Genomic DNA, 16,121 nt, shown 5'->3' with positions numbered 1-16,121 from the left:
ATCAACGGGCTGCCAAGATCAAGGGCCGCCCTTTGACGACTCCGCGATCCTTAGAGGAATCTCCGTGAACCGCCAGTTCGTTCGAACCGCCGTCGCCTTGTGCGGCCTGGGTCTGCTCTCGGCCTGTTCCAGTGAGCCCGAGGGGCCCAAGTTGGGAGACGTTGCGGGAATCGTGACGCTCGATGGCCGACCGCTCCACAACGCCTGGGTCATCTTCACGCCCGAGAGTGGCCTCTCCTCCTACGGCCAAACCGACATGGAGGGGCGCTACGAACTCCAATTCACGGCTCGACGCAGCGGGGCCGTCGTTGGCGATCATCAAGTCCAGATCGGAACCAAAACGACGGCTTCCGAAGGCCAGGGCGTCGATCGGCCGGAGACCGTTCCCGCGACCTACAACGAGCAGTCGAATCTCGTCGAGACGGTCTCCATGGGCCAGAACACAATCGACTTCGAACTCACCTCCAGCAAGTAGCGAGCCACGCCTCCACTCGGCCGGGATCCTCCCTCGATCGAAAACCGGTGCTCACCTCCCTATCGTTTCCGTTGCCGGCGAACGTGCCGGGCTTCTCATTTGGATTGAAGCTGGCGATGGGGATGAGACACGATGAAGTTGGAGCAGGTGAGCCCGAACTGTTTCGCCGTCATCAACGAGAGCAACCGGCTTTGTGACTCCAACTCCGGTCTAATCAATGCCGGCGGAGTTGTCGTGGTCGACACGCAGTCCGATCTCGGCCACGCGCGGCGGATGATCGAGCTCTTCAGCGACATTTGGCGCGGCGAGCCCGAAAAGGTCGTCAATACTCACGAGGATTGCGATCACGTCTGGGGCAATCAACTCTTCGAAGGCGCGGAGATCATCGGTCATCGCTCGCTCCCGGAGCGCATGAAGGAGGTCGCCGACCCGGCGCTGCTGGTGCGGTTGCAGCGAGCCGTCAAGGGCGGACTGTCGCGTTGGCTTCTCAAGAGACTTCGACCCTCGTTGCTGGCATTGGGCGACCAGTTGCGGGAGGACTACGACTTCGAGGGAGTCCACGTCGTTCCGCCGACGACGTTGTTCGACGAGCGGCTCGATCTCAACCTGGATGGGCTCGAGGTCCATCTCTATCATGTCGGGCCAGCGCACCAACGTGGCGATGTCATCGTTCACGTTCCCTCGGAGAACGTCGTGTTCGCGGGTGACGTCCTCTTTCGCGGGTGCACGCCGGCCGGCTGGTTTGGGACTCACGCAAACTGGCTAAGGGCGCTCGATTTGTTGATCGACCTGCGGCCCGACGTCATCGTTCCCGGCCATGGACCCCTCTGCGGACTGGAAGGACCGAGAGAGCTCAAGGACTACCTCGTCTACGTTCAGGAGGAGGCTCGGCCGCACTTCGAGGCGGGTCGCTCGACCCTCGAGGCCGCCAAGCGGATCGACTTCGGTCCCTCGGCGGGGTGGAAGTGTCCCGCGCGGCTTTACTTCAATGTTGAGCGTGCCTACCGCGAGTTCCGCGGCGACCCGCCGGAAAAGCCCTGGGACGTGGCCGGCGTCTTCGACAGTGTCTATCGCCTCGCCAAGGCGAAAGGGATCGCGGTGGAGTTCTAGGCTCCGTCTGAGTCTCGGTTCGCCTCGCTCCCGCTGGAGGAAGAAGTTGCCGTCAGCGGCGGAATTGGGTCGCATCGGAGAGTCCAATGTCGGTACGATCATCGGCATGGACGCTTCCGACCCATCGGCCCAAGAGCCCGATATCGATCCGGAGAGCTTCGAGGTGAGCCCCGAGCTATGGCTCGCGGTGCGCGAGGCCGCGGCGACGTCCCATATCTCGATTTCCCAGTTCATCGCGAAGGCATTTCAAGCGGAGAGTCGCCGGATCAACCTTGGAGTCGAGGAACCGTTGCCGATCGAACGCCCCGATCCGAACGCTCCGGAAGCCGATCGTCAGACCTTCGTCAATGCTCTCGCCGAGCGTGCCCTGCGTCATGCCGTGGAGGCGGTTCGCGACGGCTACGGTCTCGAATAGTGTCAAGCGGCGGTATGCTCAGAGGGGTAGTGGGAAACCATGCCCACGGCGAGCGTAGGCATGGCACCCAAGAGTGTATGTCCAACGGACGGAACAATCAGGACGTTAGCGCTGTGAATCGGCCAATGTCGGACGAATGATGCGCACGCGATGGTTGTCGCTATCGCCGATGTAGATCGTCCCGTCGGCTCCCACGAAGATCCCATGCGGATTGTTGAGCTTCGCCTCTCGCGGATCGATCCCGTCACCGTTGTAGCCGCGCGACTTCTTGCGTTTGGGATCGCCCTTTTGCGGGGGAAGACCCGCGACGCGGTGAATCGTCTCCGCGTCGGGATTGATCACGCGAATCATGTCGTTGCTACTGTCGGCGAGGTAGATCTTGCCGTTGGGGCCGATCGCGATGCCCTTGGGAGCGGCGACTTGCGACTTGAGAGCCGGTCCGTCATCACCGCCGTGTCCCCCCTTGCCGGTGCCGGCGACATGGTGAATCGTCTTGTCGTCGAGGTCGTACTTGTAGACGCGATTGCCCTCCCGCAGGGCGAGCCACAAGTTCTTGCCGCCGACTTCCACCGCTCGCGGGCCGTTGATCGGTTGACCCTTGGCCGGCGCGCCATCCTTGGGGAATTTACGCTTGCCCGTGCCGAGAATGGTTTCGATCTTTCCCGTCTTCGCGTCGACGCGCCGCACCAAATGGTTGCCCGTGTCGGCGATGTAGAGGTTGCCCTCGGAATCAAACGCCATGCTGTGGGGTTGCTTAAGCTGGGCCTCGTTGGCGGGGCCGCCGTCACCCTTGGTGCCAGGTGTTCCATTGCCCGCGAAGGTGCTGATCACGCCGGTCCGATGGTCGATCCGTCGGATGACGTGGCTCTGGCGTTCGGAGATGTAGAGGTTACCGTCGCTGTCGAAGCGAATCTCGTGCGGATCGGAGAGTTTGGCCCTCACCGCGGGCCCGCCGTCTCCCTCGTAGCCATTCTCTCCCGTTCCCGCGATGCAGCGGACTTTTCCGGTCTCGCGATTGATGCGCAGAATGCGGTGGTCGCCCCGCTCGACGACGTAGAGGTCACCATCGGGGCCCGGCAGGACGCCGAACGGCTGATGGATGTTGATCTCGAGGGCCTGGCCTTCGGAACTGTCAGGGGCTTTCTTTCCCGTGCCGGCGATCGTTTCGATGGTGCCGGCGCTGGCCCAGCCGGATGGGAGTGAGAACAGACTGACGGCCAACCAGGCCCAGATCGTGTGTTTCATCTCTCGGTGCTCTTTCCAGTTCGAGTTGCGGGTGCCCTCGCGACCGACCTCGGTTGGTTCCCATGTCGTCCCGTCGCGATAGCGTCAAGAAACTGGAAGCGCGGCGCGTCGTCAAGGGCCCGCGTATGGAAGATGGTCCCTTGCTTCCTCATAATCACGACACCGGGAGTTCACGGGAGCGAACAACGTCAGGGCGCGACGACCGTGAACGTTCCGGCGCGTAGGGATCGACAAGTGGGAACTGCCAGAGGTGCCCTGACCGGAAGGGGACTTGACGTGAGACTCTTGTACTCGTGTGCGCTGCTGTGCTTCGTGGGTGTTGGCGTATCGCTGGCCGGTCCGAAGGCCGAGGACAAGCCCGACCTCGCGGCGATGCAGAAGGCGTTTCAGGAGAAACTGTCGGGAGCGACCTTGGTGGGGCACTACACGATGGAGGGCCCCGGAGGCGAGGTGAAGAAATCCGCCGCCCCGGAAAAGTACACCATCACCAAGGTGGACCGCGGTGAGGGCGACCGTTTCATCTTCATCGCCCGGATCCAGTACGGCGACAAGGACATCGCGGTCCCGCTCACGCTGCGCGTGCTTTGGGCGGGCAACACGCCGGTGATCACGCTCGACGAATTGAACGTGCCCGGGCTGGGGACCTACTCGGCGCGGGTGATGATCTTCGAGGATCGCTACGCGGGGGTCTGGTCGCACGGCGACGTCGGCGGCAGCCTCTGGGGAAAGATCGAGAAGGCCGACAAGTAGAGCGTCGCGGGCTGGGTGATCGCTACGCGATCTCGACGGTGATCGCGCCAGGGCCGACGATGTCCCCGCCGTGATCGGTCAAACTCAACCCGACGACGGCGGCGGGACGACCTTCGAAAAGGACCGTCGGTTCCCCTTCGGCGATCGTCGCGGGGGGGCCGACGCAGATGGCCATGTCCGCCATGGTCGAGGCGCAGAGCCCGCAAACGAGGATCGTGGGAGCTCCCGGACCGACCACCGCGCCACCCACGTGTGGGACGACCCCGGTCACCATGGGGCAGACGTTCATGCTGGTGAGTTGGCCGGCTGGTGGCATTGGTCTGTCCGTCTCCCGCGTGTCGCTTGGCCGATCGGAGGGGCAATTCTGTCCCTCTCCTTCTTAATTCGTTTTCCGAAGCCTTCAAGTCAGTAGAAAGCTTGAAAATCTGCTTCTCCCGGATGCTGAAGCCGCGTCCGGGAATGTGAAGAAATGGTAAACCCCCGCAGCGGTTCTTGACCCCGCTAGGGCTCCCAAGCAGATTAGGACTGCCAACCGCCACCGCGGGAGTTTTTAATGGCCTCTTCGCTCGAATCCGCCGACGTTGACGTTTCCAACCTCGAAGACCATCCTTCCCACTCGCAGCATTCCAGCCATCAACGCTACATGCTGCTCTCCTGGGTCGTCTTCGCGTTCGCGGTCACCTTCTACAGCTACGAGTACTTCCTGCGCGTCTCTCCCAGCGTGATGGTCGAACAACTCGAGACCACCTTCAACGTCAAAGCGGCCGAGCTTGGCAATCTGTCCGCGTACTACTTCTACGCGTACGCGGCGATGCAGATCCCCGTCGGACTGATGATGGACCGCTTCGGCGCCCGTCGACTGCTCACGATGGCGACCCTGATCTGTGCCCTCGGTTCCCTCGTCTTCGGCTATACCAGCAGCGTCGGCGTCGCCGAGTTCTCACGCGTCATGATGGGCTTCGGGTCCGCGTTCGCCTTCGTGGGAACGATCTTCTTAGCTTCCAACTGGTTCCCTCCCAAGCGCATCGCGCTGCTCTCGGGCATGACGACGATGGTCGGAATGTTCGGGGCGATCAGTGGCGAGGCGGCGTTGGCCGAGCTCGTTGGCGAGATCGGTTGGCGTGCGTCGATGTACAGTTGGGCCGCGCTTGGCCTGCTGCTCGGGTTTCTCGTCTTCTGCTTCGTCCGGGACTCTCCTCCGAAGGGACATCCGGCTCGCAAGCCGCATCACGATCATGCCCGCAGCGCCATGAAGCTTGGCGACTTGATGAAGAACTTGGGGACCGTCCTCACGGTGCCCCAGAACTGGCTCGCGGCCGCGTACGGCGGATTCAAGCTCATGCCGACGCTCGCGTTCGCCGGACTTTGGGCGGTTCCATTTTTTCAGGCGACGTTCGGGGTCGAGAAGACGGCCGCGGCCGAGGCGACGTCGATGGTCTACGTCGGCTGGGCGGTCGGCGGCCCCTCGCTCGGCCTCCTGTCGGACTACATCCAGCGTCGTCGGATGCTGATGATCGTCACCTCGTTCCTGGCGACCATCGACATCCTCGTCGTCCTCTACGTTCCCGGCATCCCCTTCGTGGCGATGTACCTGCTGATGTTCCTCTTCGGGGTCTTTTCGGCGGGTCAGGTGCTCGTCTTCGCGGTCATCTGCGACATCAATCCCGGAAAGCGAGCCGGAGCGGCGATCGGGTTCGCCAACATGGTGTCGAACCTCGGCGGAGCCTTTTTCCAGCCCATCATCGGGATCTTGCTCGAGATGAACGGAACCGCGATCGACGAAGGTGGGGGCGCGGTCTACGCGCCGTCGGACTTCCAGTTCGCCCTGTCGGTGCTGCCGATCGCGATGGGTTTGGCCTTCCTGGTTTCCCTACTCATTCGCGAAAGCTACGGGAATCGGGCCCCCGATGCCCAAACCGTCGCGCACTAGCGCCCTGGTTCATGAGCACATTCGGGTGCCACTAGCGCACTGGTCCATCTAGGTTTTGGGGTGCCACTGGCTGCTTGTCAGCCAGTGCCAAAGGGATAGGGTTGCACGAACACCAACTTCAAGTGGGAGCAGGGCACCAGTGCTGCGTCAAACGCTAGATGTTGGGTTGTGAACCCACGACCACTTCTCACTGGCCGACCAGCAGCCAGAGCCGAGTTTTGAGACGGAGCCTAGCAGACCGTTGATCGATTCGGCGCCGCCTGCGAACGGTTCTCTCGACCAATCTCCGTGTCGAAGAAATCTCGACGAATCTACGGATTCGCCTGCGTTTCTTCCTTGTTCTCGGCCGAGATGCTTCGTCCTCGACTTGGCCCGCTTGTCTTAACGGCCTGCTAGTGTCCTGATTGGCAAGTTCGTTCATGAAAGCTCGGCCCTGCGATCGCGCGGGAAATTGCCCCGATCACAGGCGTCTCCCGCATCCTCACGACGAGCGTGGGTCACTTGAGCATGCCCACGACGAGCGTGGGTCACTTGAGCATGCCCACGACGAGCGTGGGTCACTTGAGCATGCCCACGACGAGCGTGGGCATGGCACCAGCGACCCGCGTGTGATTCATCGAGATCGGATGGCAACGACGACCGAGGGCCGAAACGCTACTCGGTGCCCGACTCGCTCGCGGGGGATGGAGTGGAAGCCGGGGGATTGCGGACGGGCACGAACCCCGCCGCTTCGATCGTCTCTTGTTCGCGATTCATGACGAAGGACGTGAAGGCTTCGACCGCGGGGGCGACGGGTTTCTTCGTGACCAGATAGAGCGGTTGCAAGAGTGGGTACTTCCCATTGGCGACATCGTTGTTGGTGGGGGCGATTCCATCAATGGCGAAGGCACTGACCTTGGGAGAAAGCCCCGCCTCGCGGAGCGTCGTGCAGCCCATCGCGTAGCGATCCGTGGCCAACTCTTGAACCAACGCCCCCTCGCTCTCCATGACGCTCGCGCAGGCCTCGATCTGTTTGTCCTGGAGAACCAGCGACTCCACCAACCCCGTTGTCCCGGCTCCCTCGTCGCGGCAGACAATCTTGATGGGCTTGTCGGGAAGCGCGGGGTTCATCTCTCGGTAGGTCTTCCACTTTCCCAACAGAAGCCCACGAAGCTGCTCCAGCGTGACGTCCGCGTTGCTGGCGAACAGGGGGTTGTCTTCTCGAGCCGCCAGGACCACCGCGTCGATGCCAACCAGTTGGATGTCGCACTCCTTCAACTCGCGACGATCGGCCTCGGTGAGTGGACGGGCGACCATGCCGATCTGGACCAGGCCGCTCTTGACCGAACTGATCCCAAACCCCGAACCCCCTCCGACGGTCTCGATGAGGGTCGGTTGGTTGGTGAGTTTGGGAGAGACGTCGTGCCAGGTCGGAAACTCCTTGCGGAAGTCGCCGATGCAAGCTTCGATCAGCGGCAGAATACTCGTTGAGCCGGCGATCGTGACCGGTCCGGTTTGGGAATCGCGTTTCTCGGTGACCGGTGGCGTCGACTTTCCGCATCCAAGGATCATCATGGAAACGAACAGTAGCAGGCTCATACCGGCCCGTTGGCTCAGCGCGCTCAAGTGCGGTCCCTTTCTTCTGACGAGGTGGATCGTCGGCGAGCCGATCGCGGGAGAAATCGCGAGAAGCGGCCAAATCCTTCTAGAGTGAGTCATAGCAGGTGGTCACGAGCAAAGGATGAAGAGATGGTGAAGGTCTCCGTTGGCGATCACGCTCCCGACTTCTCGATGACGTCTCACGCCGGGGAGCAAGTCGCACTCGCCGACTACGCCGGTGAGAAGATTGTCGTGCTCTTCTTTTACCCCAAGGATGATACTCCGGTTTGCACGCGGGAGGCATGTGCGTTTCGCGATGCCTTCGAGTCGTTCCTCGAAGAGGGGGCGGTGGTGATCGGCGTCAGTTCCGATGGCGACGAGAGTCACCGAAGCTTCGCCCAACGTCATCGGCTCCCCTTCGTGCTCTTGGCGGACAGGGATGGGGCGCTGCGAAAGCTCTTCGGAGTTCCGAGGACGATGGGGCTATTGCCGGGACGCGTCACTTACGTCATTGACCCCGCGGGCGTCGTGCGCCACCTCTTCGTCTCCCAGTTCTCCGCGACCAAGCACGTCGAGGAAGCGATGCGTCTGGTCCGTCAACTGTCCAAAGAGTTTGGGCTCGGTGCCGCCGAACGATCATAGTTCCACCACAGCCCCTGGGGGATGGAGGGCGATCGTCCCCAGGGGAATGGGTGGAAATGAGCTGGAAGCCCCGAGGCTCTCGCTTGCGTGGGCATGGTGCCCAGGTGTCACGCGAGGGCGAGCAAGGGCACAATCAGGACACGAACAGAAAGAACAATTCCCTACTTGCCCGAGGAGATGGGGCGGATCTTGATGTTGCGAAACTCGACCGGATTGCCGTGATCCTGCAGGCAGATGTAGCCGGACGTCGCCTTGCCGAATTTGGGGAACTGGTTGAACTTGCTCTTGGCGACGCGCTGGTCCCAGTCGTCACTTCCCTTGACGTACTCGTAGTACTTGACGCCATTCATGTAGGTCGCGCACTTCTCGGGCGTGATCAGGACGCGCAAGTTGTTCCACTCTCCCGGCGGCTTGGTCGCGTCAACCTCGGAGGAATAGAGCTGGTAGAGCCATCCCGCCTTCTGGGGATCGTAGCCGTCGTTGTCCTGGATCTGAATCTCCGGGCCGGTGCGCCAGGGCGTCGCTTCCTCCTTGGTGACGTGGTACATCAGTCCGCTGTTGCCCTTGGGCGAGATCTTGTAGTCGAGCGAGAGCTCGAAACTGGCGTAGGGCTCTGCCGTCATGATGTCACCGGCTCCCTTCTCGACACGGGCGATGGTGCCGTCGACGACCTTCCAGCCCTTGCCCGGCTTGTCGGCGCGAAAGCCCGTCCATCCCTCGAGCGTCTTGCCGTCGAAGAGAAGCTTCCAGCCCTCTTGCTTCTCCTTCTCGGAGAGCGTGTTGGGCGCCGAGGTCTTCTCGGCCCAGCTCGGGCCCGCCATCATTAGTCCCAGTCCGGCCAGGACGCACGCCTTCGTCACGATCGATCGCATGTTTCGGTTCCCCCTCGACATTGCTGTTCTCCCTTGGACAACATCGCTAGTTCGGTGCCAACGATGAATCGACGCCCGATCGTTCGGGCGGACTCATCCAGCGGTTATAGAGACGGCTTTCGATCTTGGCTTGCGACGTTTGTCGGGATCCCGGACGGATTGCTTGAATTCGGGGCGTCGATTTAGCATCGTCATCGAAGGAAGCCGGTAGGCTGTCACCGGGACAGTCCGGCTCGACGTTCCCGCCCGAGGAAGGAAAGGCTCCGCGTGCTCTTCTCGATCGAGAGGCTGCTGAGCGTCCGTGCCGAAGAGCAGAAGAGGTTCTTTCAGCTCTTCTTCTTGTACATGTGCGTGGTGGGAGCGACGGTCACGACGACCCGAACAGTCGCGTTCACACTCTTCTTGAAGAACCTCGACGCCCGCTATCTTCCCTACATGTACATCACCCTCGCGGTCTTCGAGTCCTTCAACACGCTCGTCTACGCCAACGCGGCCTCGCGGGTAAGACTTGATCGGCTGATCGTCGTCTCCTTTTCGCTCTTTCTTCTCGCGACCGCGGGTTTTTGGGTCATCTTCGAGATTCACGAGGCGAACTTTTGGGTCCTGGCGGCGCTGTACGTCTTCGCGGAAGTGGCGGTGACGATCAGCGTGTTGCAATTCTGGACCTTCGCGGGGGAGATGTTCACGTCCCGGCAGGGGCGACGACTCTACGCCATGGTCGGCGCGGGAGGGGCGTGTGGCCAAGTCCTCTTCGGCGCCATCATGGGCGCGACCGTCACCACGCTCGGGATTCAGAACTTCCTCTTGGTGGCGTCCGGGCTCTTCGTCATCTGCATCCTTTTGGTCTCTTCGCTGCGACAGGCCTATGTCCAGGGACTGGATGACTCCAACGATCCGACAAAACGGGAGCGTCGCAGCTCTTCTCATATCCAACAGCAACGGAGCGGACACAACATTCACAGTCGTCGACTCGGGATCGCGATCGCGGCGATGATCGGTTTCACGACCGCCGCGGTGGCGATTGTCGACTACCAATGGAAGATCAGCGCCGCGAACACCTTTGAAGGGCAAGCCGATCACTTGGCTCGCTACTTCAGCCTGTTGCTGATCGTGATGGGGCTTCTGGAGATCTTCCTGCAGTTCTTCGTGACGAGTCGCTTGGTGTCACGGCTGGGGATCCAGGCCTCATTGACGATCGAGCCGCTCTATCTCATCGGCTGTTCGCTCACGATTCTGCTGGCGGCGCCCCATCGCATCGTTCTTTGGGCCGCGACACTTCAGCGGATGGAGAACACCCTGCGCTTCGCGATCACGTCGATGTGCAAACAGATGCTCTATCAACCGATCGGCGAGGCGATGCGCCGTCGCATCAAAGCGATCGTCGACGGGATCGTCAACCCGTTGGCCGTCGGCTGTTCGGGCGTCGCGCTGTTGTTGATCGAGGGGAAGATACCCGCGCGCGATCTCTCGTACGCGACGATCGGCTTGGCGGCCGCTTGGACCTTGGCGGCCCTGGTCAGTCATCGTCGCTACGTCAAGACTCTCGAGGCCCGGCTCTCGGTCATGCCCTCGGACGAGGAGCGCGAACGTCCCATCCTGGGCGATGCGGCTGCTCTGAACGTCTACGAGGAGATCCTCAAAGGCGAGGACGAGTACGCCGCCGCGGCGGCTCTCGAGTTCATTGATGAAGTCGCTCCCGGACCGCGCCGCGACGCGCTCGTGCTCCACCTCCTTAAGAAGAAGAGCACCTGGCTGCGTCGCAAGGCGCTCGTCTATCTTGGACGCACCGGCGATCCGCGCTTCGCGCCGACCGTGCGCCTGTCGCTCGAGGACGAGGAGCCGAGCGTTCGCGCCGCGGCGATCTCCGCCTACTGCGAGATCAACCAGTCCTCCGACTCGGACATGGCATTCGTTCACGACTACCAGTTCGATCCCAATCCCGAGGTGAAAGGGGCCGCGATCGCGAGCCTGATTCGCTGCGGAGGACTCGACGGAATTCTCGCCGCCGCCGAGGAACTCAAGCGGATGTTTCGCGATTCGGATCCGCTGGTCCGCAAGTCGGCCGCCGAGGTGCTCGGCCGGTTGAAGGTCCGCCACTTTCACGGTTCGCTACGCATTCTGCTGGAGGATGAGGACCGCGACGTCGTCCTCGAGGCGATTCGGGCCTCGCGTCAAATGCGTAGCCATCACTTGATCGCTCCCTTGGTCACCAACCTCGATCGCTCCCACGTGTCGCGCAGCGCCGCCGACGCTCTGGCCGAGTACGATGCCGAGGTCATCACGCCGCTGGGACACTTTCTCGATCAGTCGGAGGAGTTTCCCAAGCGACGACTCGCTCTCCCTCGAATCATCGGGACGATCGGTGCCCGGTCCGCACCGGAACTGGCCGCCGAGATTTTGATGAAGCACTTCGACGATGCCGACGACCTCGTCCGCGCCTCGGTCTACGCCGGACTCGAGAAGATCGTCCATGCCCATCCCGACTTCGAACTGGACCACGACCGCATCGAAACTCGGTGCCAACAGCAACTGCGGTGCTACTTCCAACAGACAACGATTGTTCTGGAATTGCGGGAGTTACTCGAGGAGTCGCTGCTTCAGGACTCACTTCTGGAGGAACGAGCTCGGATCACGTCGCGAATCCTGACGCTCATCGGTATTCTCTATCCGCAGCTCGATCTGGCCTCGATTCGGCATAGCCTCGGTGGCATCAACCCCAAGGATCGCGAGTACGCTCTCGAACTACTCGACAATACAATCGGCAAGGCGGAACGGACCGCGTTGCTAGGCATCCTCGATCCCGTAAGCGATGAGAAGAAGGTCGCGATCGGCAAGCAGCTCTACGCTCTCGAACATCACGACGCGGAGACTTGGCTCCGCATCCTGATGCAGCACGAAAACGCGTGGGTTCGCGCGACGGCCTGCTTGCAAGTAGGACGCAAGCATCTCTCGGAGTTGCGGGACGATGTCGAGCGCCTGCGGCACGACGACGACGAACTGGTCCGCAGCGCGGCCGACTTCACGTTGGTCATGCTGACGTGCCTGACCGAATCGAGTCCCTCGTGGTTGGAAGTGGCTCAACTCTTCGTCGGCGAACACTGTTCCCCGACGAGTCCTTTGACGGAGGAACGCATGCTCTCGACCATCGAGAAAGTGATTCTGCTCAAGGCCAACGAGGTCTTTCGCGAATTGGATGGCAAACTGCTCGTCTACATCGCCGAGATCGCTCTTGAGGGAAGTTATCCCGCGGGGACGGTCATTCTTCGCGAGGGGGAGAGTCGCGAGGAGCTCTATTTGATTACCTCGGGGAGCGTCGTGCTCACCATGTCCGATCGCGAGATCTCCGTGCGGGGCAAGGGAGACATCTTCGGGCTCTCGATTCTTCGCATCGAGACGACGCAGCACTCGGCCATCGCGCAGACCGACGTCTCCTACCTAAAGATCAACCGCGATGACTTCATCGATTTGATCCAGGAACGCTCGGAGGTGGCGTTGGGGCTCATCCGGCTATTGACCTCGGCGCTCGCGAAAGCCCAGCGAACGATCGCTGACCGCGAGGATGAACTCGATCCCCAGGATCCCGACCGCAATTCGATGTGGGCGACCACTCGCCAAAAGCTCTCCTAGTATTTAGTCATTGCTCAAGAGACTCTCGCCGTGGGCATGCGGAAAAGACCCACGCTCGCCGTGGGCATGCGGAAAAGACCCACGCTCGCCGTGGGCATGCGGAAAAGACCCACGCTCGCCGTGGGCATGCGGAAAAGACCCACGCTCGCCGTGGGCATGCGGAAAAGACCCACGCTCGCCGTGGGCATGCGGAAAAGACCCACGCTCGCCGTGGGCATGCGGAAAAGACCCACGCTCGCCGTGGGCATGCGGAAAAGACCCACGCTCGCCGTGGGCATGCGGAAAAGACCCACGCTCGCCGTGGGCATGCGGAAAAGACCCACGCTCGCCGTGGGCATGCGGAAAAGACCCACGCTCGCCGTGGGCATGCGGAAAAGACCGTTGATTCGGCTCGCTTCCGCACGGTGGTCCGTTGGAGCGTCTTGCCGCCGCGCCGGCTCGATGCCTTTCTACAAGCTCTCGAGCGGTTCGCCGTCATTGCGGATGGCGGTCTTGCGGAAGGTCTGAAAATCGACCGCGTCGCCAACGAAGCGAACCGAGCCATCGCCCATCATGAAATGCGCTCCGCCTGGGTGATGGCTGCCGAACCCGCGTGATTGGTTGCTGTGCCCATCCGCGGGGAGAGCGTTGTTCGAAGTCCGCGTGGAAGCGAGATTGGTCGGGAATGCCCATTCCTCCGTGAGGTTGCTTGAGGACGCCCACCCAAAGTTCTTGTTGTCCGTGCGTGACCAGGTTTGGTAGATCGTCTCTCCCACCGCGAAGACTTTCGACGCTCCGTCTTGCACGTCCGCTAGCGAGATGCTGCCGTTGATGATCATGATGCCGTTGAGATCAAAGCCGCGCAGGGAATCGTTGGAGGCCCGGCAGAAGAAGTTGCCCGCGGTGTTGATGCCTCCTCCTTGAACGCCGAAGTAGTGCGACGAGTAGGGCTTGGAGAGACTGAGCGGCACCGAGGGGCAACGAAGCTTCTCCATGGGAATCGCCCATAGGGCGTGGTTGGTCGTGCTGCCGGTGTCAGCCTCCGAGAGGCTGAATCGCTGGGAGTAGTTGAACTTCTCGAAACGGGCTTGCTCATCGAGGAAGGGAAGAATCAGCACCGTCCACGGCGCAAAGGCTGTCTTGTTGGCCGTTCCGCTGCCGGGAAAGCAGGGGTTGCCCGATCTCGGGTGGACTTGTCCGATCTGTCCCGGCGGAAACTGCCCGTGGGAGTCGTGATAGTTGTGCAGCGCGACGCCAATCTGCTTGAGTCGCGATCGGCATTGCGTGGCTCGTGCCGCTTCGCGGGCTTGCTGCACCGCGGGCAAGAGAAGGGCGACGAGAATGCCGATGATCGCGATGACCACCAGCAGTTCGACCAACGTGAATCCCATACGTTCGACGTTCGAGCGGCGCATGCTGTTCCCCTCTGCGACGGGTTGGCGGGGCGCGCGGAAGTGGCCTCGCCGGTGAATGGATGGAAGGGCAGGGTCGGAAGAAAAGGCGGTATCCCCAACACTCCTCGGACGAGGAGTTCAACTGCCCAGGCCCTCCGGAGTGTATCCGTTGCCCAAGGAATTGTCACGCTCTACTAACGACGAATCCGCGATGCGCCGCTGGCCGCCTATTTGAAGGGCGTTTCGGCCTCCTGGCCAATCGACGCTTGCGTCCCGCGAAACTTCGCGGTAGGGATAGTGACTTCTCATCCACACCATTGGTCCGGTATTGGCGAGGAACAGGTGACGCTCCAAGCGTTCTTGGCGGTCTTTCCCATCCTTTTGGGAGGCGTGTTGCTGGTAGGCTTTCGGGTTCCCGCTCGCTGGGCGATGCCGCTGGTCTATGTCGCGGCCGCGCTGGTGGCGGGGCTCTTCTGGCACGTCGACGAAGTCCGGATCGCGGCGGCGTCGATCAAGGGCCTCTTTGTCACCTTCAACATCCTCTTTATCGTCTTTGGCGCCATCTTTTTGGTCAATACACTCGAGGAATCGGGCGCCATTAGCACGATTCGGCGCGGTTTTCATCAAATTAGCGACGATCGGCGCGTCCAAGTCGTCATTGTCGCGTGGCTTTTTGGTTCGTTCATCGAGGGCGCCGCCGGCTTCGGCACTCCCGCGGCGATCGCCGCCCCTCTACTCGTCGCGCTCGGGTTTCCCGCGGCCGCCGCCGTCATGATCGGCTTGATGGTTCAGTCAACCGCGGTCACCTTTGGAGCCGCCGGCACGCCCATCCTCGTCGGCATCGGGCAGAACATGAACTGGGAGGCCCTCTCGAGCTACTTCGCCGCCAATAGCCTCGACCAGGCCTCCTACCTCCGGCAAGTCACCATCAAAGCCGCTTGCATCCACGCGATCGTCGGCAGCTTTATGCCCTTTCTGATGGTCGTGATGCTCACTCGCTTCTTCGGCCCGCGCCGCTCTTGGACCGAAGGGCTCTCGATCTGGAAGTTCGCGCTCTTCGGCGGCGTTTCCTTCACCGTCCCCTACGTCTTGGCCGCCTACTTCCTTGGACCGGAATTCCCCTCGCTCCTAGGCGCGATGGTCGGGCTTTTTGTCGTCACCCGCGCCGCGCGAGCTCGATTCCTTCTGCCCGCGGAGGTCTGGGATTTCGAGCCTTCCGAGCAGTGGCCCAAGGAATGGTTCGGCACGATCGACTTGAAGGCCCTGGAAGCTCCCGCCGAGAAGACGATGTCGCTGCGTTTGGCCTGGCTTCCCTATGTTCTGGTTGCGGTCGTTCTGGTCCTAACCCGGCTACCGCAACTTGGCGTTGGCGCCTGGCTCAAGTCCTTCGGCATCACGTGGAAGCATGTCCTAGGTACCGATATCGACGCCGGCACCGCGCCGCTCTATCTGCCTGGAGCGATCTTGCTCTTCGTCGCGGGGATCACGTTCTTTCTGCACCGCATGCGGGTTGCGGACATCGCTCGCGCCACCGGAGCCGCTGCCAAGACCCTCCTCGCCGCTGGGTTTGTCCTCGTCTTCACGGTGCCGATGGTCCAGATCTACCTTCTCTCCAACATCAACGGAGCCGGCTTGCCGAGCATGCCTCTGGTCATGGCCCAGTGGGTGGCCGATCACGTCGGCGCGATCTGGCCTTTCTTCGCGTCGTGGATCGGAGCCCTCGGAGCCTTCATCGCCGGCAGCAACACCGTCAGCAACGCGATGTTCGCCCAGTTCCAACAAGGGGTTGCCGAAGGACTCGGCCGTTCCGGCAGCACCATCGTCGCTCTTCAAGCCGTCGGCGCCGCCGCGGGCAACATGATCGCGATTCACAACGTCGTCGCGGCCAGCGCCACCGTCGGGCTTTTGGGGCAGGAAGGAGTTACCCTCCGCAAGACCATCTTGCCGACGATCTACTATGTCGTGGCAACCGGGATTCTGGGGCTGATCCTCACGCGATAGGCCCTCTCGCGAGCGATGAAGGTGTGCCGAATTACCGCGGCTATTCCATTACTCCTGGAATGGTGGTCGCCGAGCGGTTCGGGAAACCGTCGAGCGACGCGCC

The 16,121-nt window shown here is 61.8% G+C and carries 13 protein-coding genes and 1 pseudogene; 9 read left to right on the top strand and 5 right to left on the bottom strand.

Translation table 11 applies throughout. The features are described from left to right. The first annotated feature begins 64 nt into the window (after positions 1-64). The 3 genes from Pan216_RS18795 (at position 65) to Pan216_RS18785 (ending at position 2,000) form a co-directional block, all read left to right on the top strand. Positions 65-475: a hypothetical protein gene (locus Pan216_RS18795; RefSeq protein WP_145260273.1), complete on the top strand. Its 411-nt coding sequence runs from the start codon at positions 65-67 to the stop codon at positions 473-475. Between the two features lie 132 nt (positions 476-607). Next, complete coding sequence (locus tag Pan216_RS18790) at positions 608-1,585, top strand: MBL fold metallo-hydrolase (RefSeq protein WP_145260271.1); 978 nt, start codon at positions 608-610, stop codon at positions 1,583-1,585. Positions 1,586-1,691: 106 nt separating this feature from the next. Next, the gene (locus tag Pan216_RS18785) at positions 1,692-2,000 is read left to right on the top strand and encodes a hypothetical protein (RefSeq protein WP_145260269.1); all 309 of its coding nucleotides are present in this window, start codon (positions 1,692-1,694) and stop codon (positions 1,998-2,000) included. 105 nt (positions 2,001-2,105) lie between these two features. Here Pan216_RS18785 and Pan216_RS18780 read toward each other — a convergent pair whose 3' ends face one another. Next, positions 2,106-3,245 (bottom strand): NHL repeat-containing protein, encoded by a 1,140-nt coding sequence (locus Pan216_RS18780; protein ID WP_145260268.1) that lies wholly within the window; start codon positions 3,243-3,245, stop codon positions 2,106-2,108. A gap of 276 nt (positions 3,246-3,521) precedes the next feature. Between Pan216_RS18780 and Pan216_RS18775 the strand changes: the two genes are divergently transcribed. Beyond that, positions 3,522-3,995: a hypothetical protein gene (locus Pan216_RS18775; protein ID WP_419192714.1), complete on the top strand. Its 474-nt coding sequence runs from the start codon at positions 3,522-3,524 to the stop codon at positions 3,993-3,995. 22 nt (positions 3,996-4,017) lie between these two features. Here Pan216_RS18775 and Pan216_RS18770 read toward each other — a convergent pair whose 3' ends face one another. After that, entirely contained in the window at positions 4,018-4,311 is a 294-nt protein-coding gene (locus Pan216_RS18770; RefSeq protein ID WP_145260266.1) for a PAAR domain-containing protein, read from the bottom strand. A gap of 237 nt (positions 4,312-4,548) precedes the next feature. On the opposite strand from Pan216_RS18770, the gene Pan216_RS18765 reads away from it, so the two are divergent. Then, complete coding sequence (locus Pan216_RS18765) at positions 4,549-5,925, top strand: MFS transporter (RefSeq protein WP_145260264.1); 1,377 nt, start codon at positions 4,549-4,551, stop codon at positions 5,923-5,925. A 654-nt stretch (positions 5,926-6,579) separates the two neighbouring features. Here the strand turns inward: Pan216_RS18765 and Pan216_RS18760 are convergent. Then, the gene (locus Pan216_RS18760; protein WP_419192713.1) at positions 6,580-7,503 is read right to left on the bottom strand and encodes a PstS family phosphate ABC transporter substrate-binding protein; all 924 of its coding nucleotides are present in this window, start codon (positions 7,501-7,503) and stop codon (positions 6,580-6,582) included. A 150-nt stretch (positions 7,504-7,653) separates the two neighbouring features. Between Pan216_RS18760 and Pan216_RS18755 the strand changes: the two genes are divergently transcribed. Further along, the gene (locus tag Pan216_RS18755; RefSeq protein ID WP_419192712.1) at positions 7,654-8,145 is read left to right on the top strand and encodes a peroxiredoxin; all 492 of its coding nucleotides are present in this window, start codon (positions 7,654-7,656) and stop codon (positions 8,143-8,145) included. Positions 8,146-8,306: 161 nt separating this feature from the next. Here Pan216_RS18755 and Pan216_RS18750 read toward each other — a convergent pair whose 3' ends face one another. Continuing rightward, on the bottom strand, positions 8,307-9,017 hold the full coding sequence (locus Pan216_RS18750) for a 3-keto-disaccharide hydrolase (RefSeq protein WP_145260260.1): 711 nt from the start codon (positions 9,015-9,017) through the stop codon (positions 8,307-8,309). Between the two features lie 267 nt (positions 9,018-9,284). On the opposite strand from Pan216_RS18750, the gene Pan216_RS18745 reads away from it, so the two are divergent. Beyond that, positions 9,285-12,644, top strand: a complete 3,360-nt coding sequence (locus tag Pan216_RS18745) for an Npt1/Npt2 family nucleotide transporter (RefSeq protein ID WP_145260258.1) — start codon at positions 9,285-9,287, stop codon at positions 12,642-12,644. After that, a pseudogene (locus tag Pan216_RS28500) lies at positions 12,614-13,015 on the top strand (histone H1-like repetitive region-containing protein); the annotation flags it as partial. The gene Pan216_RS18745 and the pseudogene Pan216_RS28500, both read left to right, overlap by 31 nt. Positions 13,016-13,093: 78 nt before the next feature. On the opposite strand, the gene Pan216_RS18735 reads toward Pan216_RS28500, so the two are convergent. Next, positions 13,094-14,038 carry a DUF1559 domain-containing protein gene (locus Pan216_RS18735; protein ID WP_145260254.1) on the bottom strand — a complete coding sequence of 315 codons (945 nt, stop codon included), beginning with the start codon at positions 14,036-14,038 and terminating at the stop codon, positions 13,094-13,096. Positions 14,039-14,359: 321 nt separating this feature from the next. On the opposite strand from Pan216_RS18735, the gene Pan216_RS18730 reads away from it, so the two are divergent. Beyond that, positions 14,360-16,018 (top strand): L-lactate permease, encoded by a 1,659-nt coding sequence (locus Pan216_RS18730; protein WP_145260252.1) that lies wholly within the window; start codon positions 14,360-14,362, stop codon positions 16,016-16,018. The last annotated feature ends 103 nt before the right edge of the window (positions 16,019-16,121 follow it).

This window comes from Kolteria novifilia (assembly GCA_007748055.1).
Lineage (GTDB): Bacteria > Planctomycetota > Planctomycetia > Kolteriales > Kolteriaceae > Kolteria > Kolteria novifilia.
The sequence above is the reverse complement of the archived record's forward strand: the minus strand, read 5'-3'. Positions and strand labels throughout refer to the sequence as shown.